This window comes from Streptomyces sp. RP5T, from assembly GCF_003933965.1.
Classification (GTDB): domain Bacteria; phylum Actinomycetota; class Actinomycetes; order Streptomycetales; family Streptomycetaceae; genus Streptomyces.
On sequence record NZ_RSAJ01000236.1, the window covers coordinates 1 to 12,499 of the forward strand.

Annotated in this window: 10 protein-coding genes and 1 pseudogene; 5 read left to right on the plus strand and 6 right to left on the minus strand. The window is 72.4% G+C overall.

Features of this window, described 5'->3' with window-relative positions:
• The 4 genes and pseudogenes from EHS43_RS23555 to EHS43_RS23570 form a co-directional block, all read left to right on the plus strand.
• Positions 1-467: pseudogene (locus EHS43_RS23555) on the plus strand (hypothetical protein); the annotation flags it as partial.
• 29 nt (positions 468-496) lie between these two features.
• Positions 497-2,029 (plus strand): APC family permease, encoded by a 1,533-nt coding sequence (locus EHS43_RS23560; RefSeq protein ID WP_125192763.1) that lies wholly within the window; start codon positions 497-499, stop codon positions 2,027-2,029.
• Positions 2,030-2,122: 93 nt separating this feature from the next.
• The gene (locus tag EHS43_RS23565) at positions 2,123-2,851 is read left to right on the plus strand and encodes a molybdopterin-dependent oxidoreductase (RefSeq protein WP_125192764.1); all 729 of its coding nucleotides are present in this window, start codon (positions 2,123-2,125) and stop codon (positions 2,849-2,851) included.
• On the plus strand, positions 2,835-3,455 hold the full coding sequence (locus EHS43_RS23570) for a cytochrome b/b6 domain-containing protein (RefSeq protein ID WP_125192765.1): 621 nt from the start codon (positions 2,835-2,837) through the stop codon (positions 3,453-3,455). The genes EHS43_RS23565 and EHS43_RS23570 overlap by 17 nt, the downstream gene beginning before the upstream one ends.
• A 49-nt stretch (positions 3,456-3,504) precedes the next feature.
• Here the strand turns inward: EHS43_RS23570 and EHS43_RS23575 are convergent, their stop codons facing one another.
• The 3 genes from EHS43_RS23575 to EHS43_RS23585 form a co-directional block, all read right to left on the minus strand.
• Complete coding sequence (locus tag EHS43_RS23575; RefSeq protein ID WP_125192766.1) at positions 3,505-4,104, minus strand: YdcF family protein; 600 nt, start codon at positions 4,102-4,104, stop codon at positions 3,505-3,507.
• A gap of 103 nt (positions 4,105-4,207) precedes the next feature.
• Positions 4,208-5,605, minus strand: a complete 1,398-nt coding sequence (locus EHS43_RS23580; RefSeq protein ID WP_125192767.1) for a GntP family permease — start codon at positions 5,603-5,605, stop codon at positions 4,208-4,210.
• A 48-nt stretch (positions 5,606-5,653) separates the two neighbouring features.
• Positions 5,654-6,160 carry a gluconokinase gene (locus tag EHS43_RS23585; RefSeq protein ID WP_053848735.1) on the minus strand — a complete coding sequence of 169 codons (507 nt, stop codon included), beginning with the start codon at positions 6,158-6,160 and terminating at the stop codon, positions 5,654-5,656.
• A gap of 137 nt (positions 6,161-6,297) precedes the next feature.
• Between EHS43_RS23585 and EHS43_RS23590 the strand changes: the two genes are divergently transcribed.
• Positions 6,298-6,999, plus strand: a complete 702-nt coding sequence (locus EHS43_RS23590; RefSeq protein WP_125192768.1) for a FadR/GntR family transcriptional regulator — start codon at positions 6,298-6,300, stop codon at positions 6,997-6,999.
• A 17-nt stretch (positions 7,000-7,016) separates the two neighbouring features.
• On the opposite strand, the gene EHS43_RS23595 is transcribed toward EHS43_RS23590, so the two are convergent.
• The 3 genes from EHS43_RS23595 to EHS43_RS23605 all read right to left on the minus strand — a co-directional run.
• The gene (locus EHS43_RS23595; RefSeq protein WP_125192769.1) at positions 7,017-7,445 is read right to left on the minus strand and encodes a YchJ family protein; all 429 of its coding nucleotides are present in this window, start codon (positions 7,443-7,445) and stop codon (positions 7,017-7,019) included.
• Positions 7,442-8,818: a M1 family metallopeptidase gene (locus tag EHS43_RS23600; RefSeq protein ID WP_125192770.1), complete on the minus strand. Its 1,377-nt coding sequence runs from the start codon at positions 8,816-8,818 to the stop codon at positions 7,442-7,444. The genes EHS43_RS23595 and EHS43_RS23600 overlap by 4 nt, the downstream gene beginning before the upstream one ends.
• A 77-nt stretch (positions 8,819-8,895) precedes the next feature.
• Positions 8,896-12,499, minus strand: a 3,604-nt coding sequence (locus EHS43_RS23605; protein WP_125192771.1) for a Pls/PosA family non-ribosomal peptide synthetase, incomplete at its 5' end; no start/stop codon positions are given.

Genomic DNA, 12,499 nt, shown 5'->3' on the forward strand with positions numbered 1-12,499 from the left:
ATCTGATGGTCGCCCGGCTCGCCGAGCGCCGCGCCGAGACGGGCCCCGACCCGCTGCACGAGGTCTACGACTTCGCCAACTGGGCCGCCGAGCAGGCCCCCGCCGACTCCCCGCTCGCGATCCTGCCGGTCATCGCGCACGCCGAGCGCTACCGCGCCCTGGCCGCCGCCGGACACGAGCCGCTCGACCCCGCCGCCTCCGGCCACTGGACCGGACGCCGGGCCCGCCAGGTGATGAAGGCGGCCTTCGACTGGTGGCTGGAATGGGAGCACGAGGGTCACCCCCGCCGCCTGGTCGACCTCAACTTCCTCGCCCACGCGAAGGTCTGCGAGGGCCGCGGCGCCGAGGCCGCCGCCCTCTTCCACCGCATCGGCGAACGCCCCACCCAGGCTCCCTGGTCCTATCCGGACCGCGAGCCGTACTCCGCCTTCCGTGCCGCCCGAGACCACGCGCTCGGCACGGTGTGACACCCCCGAACCCCAGAAGGACGGTCCCCATGGCCACCGAGAGTTCCAGCAAGAGCAGACCAGGCATCAGTACGTTCAAGGGGCAGGACCGCGCGCTGCGGGCCGGCCGCCTCGGCACCGGGGGCCTGCTGCTCTCCGTCCTCGCGGCGACCGCGCCCCTCATGGTCGTCGCGGGTGTCATGCCCACCACATTCGCGGTGATGGGGATCGTCGGCCAGCCCCTCCTCTTCGTCGTCCTCGGCGTCGTCCTCGTCCTGTTCAGCGTCGGCTACGCCGAGATGAGCCGGCACGTCCACAACGCGGGCGCCTTCTACGCCTACATCTCCCGCGGCCTGGGCGGCACCGCCGGCGCCGCCGCGGCCCTCGTCGCCCTGGTCGCCTACAACGCCCTCCAGGTCGGCATCTACGGCATCTTCGGCTTCGAGGTCTCCGGACTGTTCGCCACCTACGCCGACCTGTCGGTGGCCTGGTGGATACCCGCGCTGGTGGCCGCCCTGGTCGTCGGCGCGCTGGGCTGGCTGAAGATCGACGTCAACGCGCGCGTGCTCGGCGTCCTGCTGATCGTCGAGGTCGCCCTGGTCGTCATCTTCGACATCGCCGCCGTCGCCGACCCGGCCGCCCAGGGCCTGTCCCTGCACGCCTTCAACCCGGACACCCTCAGCGGCGCCGGCGTCGGCACCGCCCTGTGCTTCTGCATCGCCGCCTTCCTCGGCTTCGAGCAGGCACCCGTGTACGCCGAGGAGACCAGCCGCCCGCACATCCTGGTGCCGCGCGTGATGTTCCTGGCCGTCGCCGGCGTCGCCGTGTTCTTCGCGCTCAGCAGCTGGGCCCTCACCGTCGCCACCGGCCCCTCCGCGGTCGTCGCCGAGTCCCAGAAGCAGAGCGCCGGACTGCTCTTCGGCCTCACCGAGTCCCGCCTCGGCGGCACCTTCACCGACGTCCTGCACGTGCTGTTCGTGACCGGCATGTTCGCGGCCATGCTCAGCTTCCACAACGTCGTCGCCCGCTACGCCTTCGCCATGGGCCGCGAGGGCCTGCTGCCCGCCGCCTTCGGCCGCACCAACAGCACGAGCGGCGCGCCCGGCACCGGCTCGCTGCTCCAGACCGCCGTGTCCGTGGTGGTCGTGGCCGTCTTCGCGCTCGCCGACGACAAGCCCACCGGCGACCCGACCGTGCCGGTCCTGCACCTGTTCACCTGGTTCGGCAACATCGGCTCCCTCGGGGTGATCGTGCTGATGGCGACGGCCTCCGCGTCCGTGGTCGTCTTCTTCGTCCGGCGCGGGGCGGCCGGCCCCCAGGCCTGGCGGCTGGTCACCTCGGCCCTCGCCGGGATCGCCCTGCTGGTGATCGCCGTCTACACGGTGAAGGACTTCGACGTCCTGGTCGGCGCGGGCCCGGGCTCCGCGCTCAGCTGGGTGCTGCCCGGCATCATCGGCCTGGCCGTGCTGGTGGGCCTGGCACAGGGCCTGCTGCTGCGGGCCCGCAGGCCCGAGGCGCACGCCCGGATCGGGCTCGGCAACGAGGCGTTCCAGCTGGAGAAGGCCGCCGAGGAAGCGTCCTGACCCGCTGAGAACGGCGTGAGAAGTGGTTACGGAAGTCTGACGAGCACCCGCGATTCCTGGTCCCGCCGGGGTCGCGGGTGTTCGAATGGACAGGTGAACACCGGACAACCCGAGGAAGGACAGGGCGCCCCGATCGGCCGCCGGGTCTTCCTCGGCACCCTCGGCCTGGGCGCGCTCGGCGTGGTCACCGCGCCCACCCTGCAACGCGGCCTGGAGGCCTTCCTCGGCAGCGCCGCCGACAAGGACCCCACGGGTCTGACCGGCCTGCTGCCCAACGGCGGCGGCTTCCGCTACTACTCCGTGACCTCGTCGGTGCCGCACAGGAACGCCGGGAACTACCAGCTCAAGATCGACGGCCTGGTCTCGCGTCCCCGCACCTACACCCTTGCCGACCTGCGGGCGCTGCCGCAGACCCGGCTGGTCAAGGACGTGCAGTGCGTGACGGGCTGGCGGGTCCCGGACACGCCGTTCGAAGGCGTACGGCTCTCCGCGCTGCTGGACGCCGCCGGGGTGAAGGCGAAGGCGGGCGCCGTCCGCTTCACCTGCTTCGACGGGGCCTACTCCGAGAGCCTCACCCTCGACCAGGCCCGCCGCCCGGACGTGCTGGTCGCCCTGCGCATGCAGGACAAGGAGATCGGCCACTCCCACGGCGGCCCGGTCCGCCTCTACGTGGCGCCGATGTACTTCTACAAGTCCGCCAAGTGGCTGTCGGGCATCACCGTCACCGAGGACGTGGAGCCGGGCTACTGGGAGGACCGGGGCTACGACGTGGACGCCTGGGTCGGCCGATCGAACGGGCGGGACGATGAGCCTACGAGTTGACGCGCCCTCGCCGACCCGCGTCCGGCGTTTCGGCCGCACCCAGAAGTGGGTCCACCGCGCGACCGCCGCCCTGATGGGCGTCTGCGTGGTGACGGCCGCCTGTCTGTACGTCCCCCAGTTCGCCGAACTCGTCGGCCGCCGCGAGCTGGTGGTCCGCGTCCACGAATGGGCGGGCCTCGCACTGCCGCTCCCGGTGCTCCTGGGCCTGGCCTCCCGCGCCTTCCGCACCGACCTGGGCTTCCTCAACCGCTTCGGCCCGCACGACCGGGTCTGGCTGCGCGCCGCCCTGCACCGCGACAAACGCCGGGCCGCGCGCCCCGCGGGCAAGTTCAACGCGGGACAGAAGGTCTACGCCGCCTGGATCGCCGGCGCGAGCCTGGTCATGCTCGGCACCGGCCTGCTGATGTGGTTCACCCACCTCACCCCCATCCAGTGGCGCACCAGCGCGACCTTCGTCCACGACTGGCTGGCCCTGACGATCGGCATCGTCCTCGGCGGCCACATCGGCATGGCCCTCGGCGACCCGGAGGCCCGGCGGGGGCTGCGGACCGGGTCGGTGAGCCGGGAGTGGGCGGAGCGGGAGCACCCGCTGTGGCGGCCGTAGCGCGCCCGCACGCGACGGCCGCTGCTTACGACTACTGCGACTGCTACGACTACGACCCGGACCTGCGTTCGTCGGCGCGCAGGCCACGCAGGGCCCACAGTCCGTACAGCGCCAGCAGCGGTTTGACGGCGATCCACTCGCCGGGGCGGTAGTCGTCCGCGCGCACCAGCCGCTCCGCGAGGTCCGGGCGCTGCCGTCGCAGGTAGGCGCGAGCCTTGAGCGCGTGCGCCGGCTGCGAGACGATCTTGATGCGGTCCACGTCCTCGACCAGCGGGATCACGTTCGTGATGTTCTCCCACGTCGTCGTGGACCGCTCCTCCAGGAACACCGGGCCCTCGAAGCCGAGCACCGACCTGGCGTGGTCGGCCATCAGGCTGGCCTCCGTCGCGCCGCTGCCGGTCGTACCGCCGCTGAGGATCAGACGGGCCCCGTGCGCGTCGTCGGTGCCGAGGGAGCGGATTCCGGCACGGACCCGCCATCGGTTGATCAGGTTCGCCGTGTCCCCGGGATTGCGGTAGCCCAGCACCACCACGGCCGAGGTCGTGCCCCCGCTGTCGCCCACGAGCCCTCGGGACCAGCGCCGGTTCAGCCACTCGCCCCACACCAGGACCGCGGCCCCGGCCAGCACCAGTCCCGTTCTTCGCCGCATGCGGGGACTCTAGGGCATCGCGGTGCCGGAGCCCCCGGCAACGGCAACGGGCGAGGCCGGAGAACCGTGCCTCGCCCGCTCGGGTGCCCTCGTGGCCGTACGCCTAGATGACCAACGACAGCAGCAGCACCAGGCCGCCCGCGACCACCGAGATGATCGTCTCCATGATCGACCAGGTCTTGACGGTCTGGCCGACGCTCAGGCCGAAGTACTCCTTGACCAGCCAGAACCCGGCGTCGTTCACATGGCTGAAGAAGAGGGAGCCCGCGCCGATGGCGAGGACGAGCAGGGCCGCGTGGGTGGTCGACATGTCGGCGGCGAGCGGCGCCACCAGACCGGCCGCGGAGACCGTGGCCACCGTCGCCGAGCCGGTCGCGAGGCGGATCGCCACGGCGATCAGCCAGGCCAGCAGCAGCGCAGGTATCGACCAGTCCTCGGATATGTCCAGGACCATCTGGCCCACACCGGAGTCGATCAGCGTCTGCTTGAAGCCGCCGCCCGCGCCGACGATGAGCAGGATGCCGGCGATGGGGGCGAGGCCCTTCTCGACGAGCGGAGTGAGGCGGTCCTTGCCGAACCCGGCCGGGCGCAGCAGCGTGAAGATGCCCACGAGGACCGAGGCCAGCAGGGCGATCAGCGGGGAGCCGACGACGTCGAAGACGCGCTGCACGGAGTGCTCGGGGTCGTCGATCACGATGTCGACCAGTGCCTTGGAGAGCATGAGGACGACCGGCAGCAGGATCGTGGCGAGCGTCGGGCCGAAGGCGGGCCGCTTCTCCAGGTCCTCCGAGACACGCTGCGGGACCATGCGGTCGGGGGCCGGCACGTCCACCCAGCGGGCGGCGACCTTCGAGAACAGCGGACCGGCGACGATCACCGTCGGGATGGCGACCAGCACGCCGAGGGCGAGGGTCACCCCGAGGTTGGCCTGCACCGCGTCGATCGCCACCAGCGGGCCGGGGTGCGGCGGGACCAGGCCGTGCATCACGGACAGGCCCGCGAGGGCCGGGATGCCGATGCGCATCAGGGAGTAGTTGCCGCGCTTGGCGACCATCAGCACGACCGGGATCAGCAGCACGACGCCGACCTCGAAGAACAGCGGCAGACCGATGACGGAGGCGATCAGGACCATCGCCCACGGCATCGAACGGCCGCCCGCCTTCGCGAGGATCGTGTCGACGATCTGGTCGGCCCCGCCCGAGTCGGCGAGCATCTTGCCGAGGATCGCGCCGAGGGCGATCAGTACGCCGACGCCGGCGACGGTGGTGCCGAGCCCGGTGGTGAAGCTGGTGATGGCCTTGTCGAGCGGCGCTCCGGCGACCGCGCCGAGCACGAGCGTGCCCAGGGTCAGCGACAGGAAGGCATGGAGCTTGAACTTGGTGATCAGCAGAACGATGACGGCGATGCCCGCCAGGACGGCGATGCCCAGCTGAGCGTGACCGGCCGAGGTGATCGGCTCGGGTGCGTCCGCTGCCAGCATCTCGACGCTGAGTCTGGTCACGGGGGATTCCCTTGCAGGTACGGGGACGTTCTTCGGAAAAGGGGGGTGTTACGGGAGTTCGGCGAGCGCCTTCGCGGCCCGCCCGGTGATGTCCTCCGGGCTGCCGGAGACGTCCACCACGACCCCGGCCTCGTCCTCCTGGAGGGGCTGGAGCGTGGCGAACTGGGAGTCCAGCAGTGCGGTGGGCATGAAGTGCCCCTGCCGGTGCGACATCCGGTCCTCGATGAGGGAGCGGTCGCCCGCCAGGTGCACGAAGACGACCCCGGGCGCCTCGGCCCGCAGCCGGTCGCGGTACGACCGCTTCAGCGCCGAGCAGCTGACCACTCCGCCGAGTCCCGCCCGTCCGTGCGCCCAGGAGCCGATGGCGTCCAGCCACGGCCACCGGTCGTCGTCGGTGAGCGGGGTGCCGGCCGACATCTTGGCGATGTTGGCGGGCGGGTGGAAGTCGTCCCCCTCGGCGTAGGGGACGCCGAGCCGGGCCGCGAGCAGGGGACCGATGGTGGTCTTGCCGGTGCCCGCGACGCCCATGACCACGACGACCTTCGGGGTACTCATCGCTGCCTCACTGTCTGCTGTCTTCGTCGACACCTTCGATGTCGAGCTACTGAAACCGATTAGGTAGGACTAATCAAGACCCTGTGACGAATAAGTCTGACTTTTTCTTCGAGTGACGCACCCCGTACGCTGAGTGCATGAGCACATTGGGCCGGGGGTTGCACGGACGCGTTCTGGACGCGCTCGGCCCCGCGATCACCGCGGGCGAGTATCCGCCGGGCAGTGTCCTGCGCACCGACGAGCTCGCCCAGCGTTTCGACGTCTCACGCTCCGTGATGCGCGAGGCGGTCCGGGTCCTGGAGTCGATGCACCTGGTCGAGTCCCGCCGCCGCGTGGGCGTGACGGTCCGCCCGAAGGCCGAGTGGAACGTCTACGACCCCCAGGTCATCCGCTGGCGGCTGGCCGGCGCCGACCGTCCGCAGCAGCTGCGCTCACTGACCGTGCTGCGCTCGGCGATCGAGCCGGTCGCGGCGGGCCTGGCCGCCAAGCACGCCACCGCCGAGCAGTGCGCCGAACTCACCGAGTGCGCGCTCGGCATGGTCGCCCACTCCAAGGGCCACCGGCTGGAGGGCTACCTCTTCCACGACATCGCCTTCCACCGGGTGATCCTCAACGCCTCCGGCAACGAGATGTTCGCCCGCCTCGGGGACGTCGTCGCCGAGGTCCTCACCGGCCGTACCCGCCACGAGGTCATGTTCGAGGACCCCGACCCGGCCGCCGTCACCCTCCACGTCCGGCTCGCCGAGGCGATCCGCGCGGGCGACGCGGGCCACGCGGAGGAACTGACCCGCGAGATCGCCGAGGGCGCCCTTCAGGAACTCGACATCCTCGCCCCGTAGTTCACCCGCCGGGTGGCTCAGTCCAGGAACTCCCCGTCGACGTACACCCAGGCCCCGTCGACCCGCTCGAACCGGCTGCGCTCGTGCAGCGAGCCGCCCTTGAACGAGGCGCGGAACGTCACCGTGCCGGAGTCGTGGAAGGCCGAACCGCCGGTCGTCCCCAGGACCTCCAGCCCCGTCCAGCGCATGCCCGCGTCGAGGTCCAGCGCGCCGGGACGGGTCCGCGGGTGCCAGGTGCGCAGCAGATAGTCCCGCTCCAGCCTCACGAAGGCGCTGTAGCGCGACCGCATGAGCGCCTCGGCGGTGGGCGCCGCCGACTCGCCCGTGGGGGTCCCCCCGGTCGAGTCTGTTCGAGACTGGGGGAGGAAGCGGCCGCAGCAGTCGTCGTACGTCTGCCCGAGACCGCAGGGGCAGCCGGGCCGCTGCCGCGCGGCACGCCGGGTCACGGCTGCACCTGCCCGGTGTTGGTCGGCGGGTGGGCCGGCCGCGCCGGACCCAGTGTCGGCAGCGGCGGCAGGGCCGTCCCGTGCACCCACGCGTCGAACAGCCCGTTCAGCGGCTCCTCCGCGAACCGGTTGACATGGGCCGCGAGCGTCGAGGTGGTCACGGCCCCGCCCCGGTGCAGACCGGCCCAGCCGCGCAGCATCCGGAAGAACGCCTCGTCGCCCATCGCACAGCGGATCGCGTGCACGCTCAGCCCGCCGCGCTCGTAGAGCCGGTCGTCGAACATCGACTTGCGGCCCGGGTCGGCCAGCCGCAGGTCCTGGGGGAGCGAGGACAGCAACCGGTGCGCGGCGGCGGCCAGTTGCTGAGCGGTACGGCCCCCCGAGCGCTCCGACCACAACCACTCGGCGTACTTGGCGAACCCCTCGTTCAGCCAGATGTGCCGCCAGTCCGCGATGGACACGCTGTTGCCGAACCACTGGTGCGCCAGCTCGTGCGCCACCAGCCGCTCCGAACCCCGGGCCCCGTCCACGTGGTTGGCGCCGAACAGCGACAACCCCTGTGCCTCCACGGGCACATCGAGCTCCTCCTCCGTGACGAGGACCGCGTACTCGTCGAAGGGATAGGGCCCGAACAGCTCCTGGAACAGCTCCATCATCTGCGGCTGCCGCCCGAAGTCCCGGGAGAACTGCGGCAGTAGATGCGCCGGGATGTGCCCGTGCTGCGGCACTCCGCCCGGCCCGGGATCGCCCAGCAGCACCGTCTGGTACTTGCCGATCGACAGCCCGACGAGATAGCTGGAGGTGGGCGCGGCCTGCTCGTACACCCAGGTCGTGGTGGACGCCTTGGTCGTCCGGGTCAGCAGCCGCCCGCCCGCCACGACCGCGTAGGCCGACGGCGTGGTGACGGAGATCTGGTACGACGCCTTGTCCGCGGGCCGGTCGTTGCACGGGTACCAGGACGGCGCACCGATCGGCTGGCTGGCCACCAGCGCCCCGTCCTCCAGCTCCTCCCAGCCGAGCCCGCCCCAGGGACTGTGCACCGGCCTGGGATTGCCCGACCAGTGCACCTCGACCGTGAACGCGGCCCCGGGACGCACCGCCTTCGCGGGCTTCACCCGCAGCTTGCCGCCCCGGTGCGTGTAGTGCGCCGGCCGTCCGTCCACCCGCACCCGGCCGACCTTGAAGTCGGAGAGGTTGAGCATGAACTCCGCGAGCGGCGAGCGGCCCGCTATGGCGTTGATCCGGGCGCTCCCGGCCAGCCGGTTCGGGGCGGGGCGGTAGTCCAGCGCGAGCTCGTAGCGGTGCACCCGGTACCGGGCGTCACCGTGGTCCGGGAAGTACGGGTCCGAACCCGCCGCCTGCTGAACTGCCACTGCCGCTTCCGCTCCCTGCGCCGCTCTGCCACTCGGATCCGCCGGTACACCGCTCACCGACTCCGAGTGGCCCGCGTTCAGGGCCGCCATGCCTCGATCGGGTTGCCGAGCCAGCGGGTGTCGTCCGGGACGGACTCCGCGGCCATGACGAGCGACGCGGGACCCAGCGTGGTCCGGGCCCCGATCGTGCTGCCGGGCAGCACGATCCCGCCAGGGCCCAGCGTGGCGCCCTCACGGAGAACAACAGTATCCGTCCGCAAGATCCGGTCGTGGAAGAGGTGGGTCTGCAGGACACAGCCGCGGTTCACGGTGGCCCCGTCCTCCAGCGTCACCAGATCGGTCTCCGGCAGCCAGTAGCTCTCCACCCACACGCCCTTGCCGATCCTGGCGCCCAGGCCCCTGAGCCACGCCGTCATGATCGGCGTACCGGGCACGGAACCCGCGAGCCACGGCACCGCCAGCACCTCGACGAAGGTGTCCGCGAGCTCGTTGCGCCACACGAAGCCGCTCCACAGCGGGTGCTCCCCACTGCGGTGCCGCCCCACGAGCAGCCACTTCGCGACCATCGACACCAGCCCCGCCGCCGCACCGGCCGCGAGCAGCACCACCCCGGCGAGCAGCCAGGCCCACGGCCCCAGCACGCACAGCGCGGCGACCGTCAGCACGGCGAGCCCGGCCGAGCAGAACACCGGCACGATCCGGCACAGCTCCACCAGACCGCGCGCCCACAGCAGCCCCGCCGACGGCTCGTACGTCCGGCTCTGGTCGCTGTCGGCAGCGCTGCGCGGCAGCTTCACCGGCGGCAGCCCCAGATACGACGTGCCCTTCTTCGCCTTCTTCGGCGTCGCCGACAGCACCCCGACGAGCCCGCCGTCCGGCACGGTCCGCCCCGGCGCGGTCATCCCCGAGTTCCCGAGGAAGGCCCGCCGCCCGATCTCCGCACGCCCTATCCGCACCCAGCCGCCACCCAGCTCGTACGGCGCGGTCAGCGTGTCATCAGCCAGGAACGCGCCCTCACCGACCGTCGTCAGACTCGGCAGCGCCAGCACCGTCGACACCTCGGCGCCCCGCCCGATCCGCATCCCGAGCAGCCGCAGCCACACCGGCGTGACCAGCCCGGCGTACAGCGGGAACAGCGTCTCGCGCGAGCGGTCCATCAACTGCGTCACCGTCCACGCCTGCCACCCGATCCGGCTGTGCGTCGGATACGTCCCCTCGCGCAGCCCCAGACTCAGCAGCCGCACGGACACCAGGAGCAGCAGCGCGTACGCCAGCCCGAAGGCGAGCGTGGCCGGCGCCAGGGCCAGGAAGGCGCCCCGCAGCGGAGCGTCCCCGGCGAGGAAGGGGCGCGCGGCCAGGAAGGCCGCCCCGCCCGCCAGCACGGGGAGCAGGGTCAGCGCGAGACCGGTGAGGCCGTACATCACCCGCCAGTACGTGCCCCGCGCCGGCCGCTCCTTCGGCCAGTTGCGCTTGGCCTTGCCGAGCTTGACCGCGGGCGCGCCCGCCCAGCGCTGACCCGTCGGGATCTGCCCGGTGACCGCCGAACCCGGCGCCACCTCGGCCCGCTTGCCGACCCGAGCGCCCGGGAAGAGCATGCTGCGCGTGCCGACGACAGCGTGCGCACCCACCTTGACCTGGCCGATCTCCAGCCGGTCGCCGTCCAGCCACCAACCGGACAGGTCCACCTCGGACTCCACGGCGGCGCCCCGGCCCAGCTTGAGCATGCCGGTGACCGGCGGCAGCGAGTGCAGGTCCACGTCCGGACCGACCTTGGCGCCGAGCGCCCGCGCGTACCGCTCCAGCCAGGAACCGGTCAGCGAGGTCGCCCCGGAGAACTCGGCGAGCCGCTCGGCCGTCCACAGCCGCAGGTGGACGCTGCCCCCGCGCGGGTGGCGGCCGGGCCGCACACCGCGCAGCAGCAGCCGGGCCCCGCCCGCGGCGATCGCGAGCCGTCCGGGCGGGCTGAACAGGGCGAGGGCACCGGCGCCGATCAGCCACCAGGAGGCGGTCGGCAGCCGGCCGTAGGAGGGGAGGAGGTTGCCGACGGCCGCCAGCGGCACCATCCAGCGCAGCCCCATCAGCGTGAACAGCGGCAGCAGGAGCAGGAGTTGGATCACCTGCGTGCGCAGCGGCACCGGTGCTACCACCCGCGCGGCCCCGTCGTCCTGCGCGGACTCCTCCAGATGCCGGGCCAACTTGCGCAGCGTGGGCCGCTGGTAGATGTCGAGGACGGCCGCGCTGGGGTAGCGGGTGCGCAGCCGGGTGGTCAACTGGGCGGCGGCCAGGCTGGAGCCGCCGATCGCGAAGAAGTCGTCGCGGGCACCGGTGACCGGGATGCCGAGGACCTCCGCCCACTGCTCGGCGAGCCAGGCCTCGGTGCCGTACAACTCCTCGGCGGGACCGCTGCTTTCGAGCCCCTTCAGCGGCCAGGGCAGCGCGTCGCGGTCCACCTTGCCGGAGGTCCGGGTCGGCAGGTCGTCGACGGGGGCGAGCAACGGCACGAGCGCGGCGGGCAGTTCGGCCCGCAACCTCTCCACGGCCGCCGCCTGGTCCCAGCCGTCCTGCGTGACCACGTACCCGACGAGGAGCTGGTTGCCGCTGCGGGCGGTGCGCACCGCGGCGGCCGCTCCCGCGACCCCGGGCAGCGCCTGGAGAGCCGCGTCCACCTCACCGAGCTCGATCCGCCGGCCACCGAGCTTGATCTGCTCGTCGGCCCGCCCGAGGAACACGAGCCCCTCGGGCTCCGCCTTCACGAGGTCACCGCTGCGGTACGCCCGCTCCCAGCCCAGCGAGGTCAGGGGCGCGTACTTCTCCGCGTCCTTCTCGGCGTCCAGGTAGCGGGCCAGCCCCACCCCGCCGATCACCAGCTGCCCGCTCGCGCCCATCGGCACGGGCTCCCCGGCCTCGTCCACGACGGCCAGCTCCCAGCCGTCGAGCGGCAGCCCGATCCGGATCGGCTCCTCGCCGGACATCAGCGAGGCACAGGCCACCACGGTCGCCTCGGTGGGCCCGTAGGTGTTCCACACCTCCCGCCCCTCCGTCACCAGCCGCTGGGCCAGCTCGGGCGGGCACGCCTCCCCGCCGAAGATCAGCAGGCGTACGTCGTTGAGGGTCTCGGGCTCCCACAGCGCGGCGAGCGTCGGCACGGTCGAGACGACCGTGATCTCCTGCTCGACCAGCCAGGGCCCGAGGTCGGCCCCGCTCCTGACCTGCGCACGCGGCACCGGCACCAGACAGGCCCCGTACCGCCACGCCAGCCACATCTCCTCGCAGGAGGCGTCGAAGGCGACCGACAGCCCCGCCATGACCCTGTCACCGGGGCCGATGGGGTCCTCGGTGAGGAACAGCGCGGCCTCGGCGTCCACGAAGGCGGCGGCGCTGCGGTGCGAGACCGCCACGCCCTTGGGCTTGCCGGTGGACCCGGAGGTGAAGATGATCCAGGCGTCGTGCTCGACGCCGGGCCGGGCGGCGGGGACCCCGGAGCGCCCGTGGACGGTCAGCTCGTGCCCGGCGCCCACCACGGCCCGCACCTCCGCCTCCCCGAACACCAGCTCGGCCCGCTCGTCGGGGTCCTCGGCGTCCACGGGGACGTAGGCGGCACCGGCGGCCAGCACGGCGAGGATCGCCACGTAGAGGTCATTGGTGCCGGACGGCACCCGGACCCCCACCCGGTCCCCGCGC

Coding starts and splice junctions, on each gene's coding strand:
- EHS43_RS23585 (WP_053848735.1), bottom strand. CDS start 6,160: ATGAGTACCCCGAAGGTCGTCGTGGTCATGGGCGTCGCGGGCACCGGC.
- EHS43_RS23575 (WP_125192766.1), bottom strand. CDS start 4,104: ATGCGGCGAAGAACGGGACTGGTGCTGGCCGGGGCCGCGGTCCTGGTG.
- EHS43_RS23560 (WP_125192763.1), top strand. CDS start 497: ATGGCCACCGAGAGTTCCAGCAAGAGCAGACCAGGCATCAGTACGTTC.
- EHS43_RS23570 (WP_125192765.1), top strand. CDS start 2,835: ATGAGCCTACGAGTTGACGCGCCCTCGCCGACCCGCGTCCGGCGTTTC.
- EHS43_RS23590 (WP_125192768.1), top strand. CDS start 6,298: ATGAGCACATTGGGCCGGGGGTTGCACGGACGCGTTCTGGACGCGCTC.